The sequence below is a fragment of the Saccharopolyspora elongata genome (assembly GCF_004348985.1).
In the GTDB taxonomy this organism is placed as follows: Bacteria; Actinomycetota; Actinomycetes; order Mycobacteriales; family Pseudonocardiaceae; genus Saccharopolyspora; species Saccharopolyspora elongata.
In genome coordinates this window covers 1-600 of the sequence record NZ_SMKW01000253.1, presented here as the reverse complement: position 1 = coordinate 600, position 600 = coordinate 1, and the positions used below count along the sequence as shown (strand labels likewise).

1 protein-coding gene is annotated in these 600 nt (G+C 59.8%); it reads left to right on the top strand.

Features of this window, described 5'->3' with window-relative positions; all coding sequences use genetic code 11:
• Positions 1–6: 6 nt before the first annotated feature.
• Positions 7–600, top strand: a 594-nt coding sequence (locus E1288_RS46575; protein ID WP_132495769.1) for a WXG100-like domain-containing protein, incomplete at its 3' end; no start/stop codon positions are given.

Below are 600 nucleotides of genomic sequence, written 5' to 3'. Positions count from 1 at the left end.
GCGGTTATGGCGATCATGTTCAGTGAGTTTGAGCGCCAGCTGTCCCTTTGGCTTACGGGGGATGAGCCGCCGCCTGTTAATGAGGATAAGGTGCGGGAGTTGGCGGCGGTGTGGCGGTCGCATGCGGGGCGTTTGCGGCAGTTGCGGGTGGATGCGCGGGCGGCGGTTGAGGGGATTCGGTCGTCGGATTTTGCGGGGGCGTCGGAGCGGGCGTTTGCGGCGCGGATGGCGCCGTTTGTGGATGGTCCGTCGAATTATTTGGATGCGGCGGCTGATCATTTTGAGATGATGGCTGATGCGTTGGATCAGATCGCGATGGAGGTGGAGTTCCTTAAGCTGGTGGTGTTGATTCAGTTGGCGTTGCTGGCGGTTGAGTTTGAGTTTCTTGTGCAGTGGTTTTGGGTGCCGGGGGTTCAGACGTGGTTTATGTCGCAGGCGTTGATGCACAAGTTGATTGTGGAGAAGGCTGTGACGTGGATGGCGCAGCGGATGGCGAGTGTGCCGCGTGTTCCGGTGGAGATTCTGGGCATGCTGGCGATGAGTTTCGGGCAGCAGCTTGGTGTGGTGTGGCTGGGTCAGCAGATCCAGATCGGGAAGGGC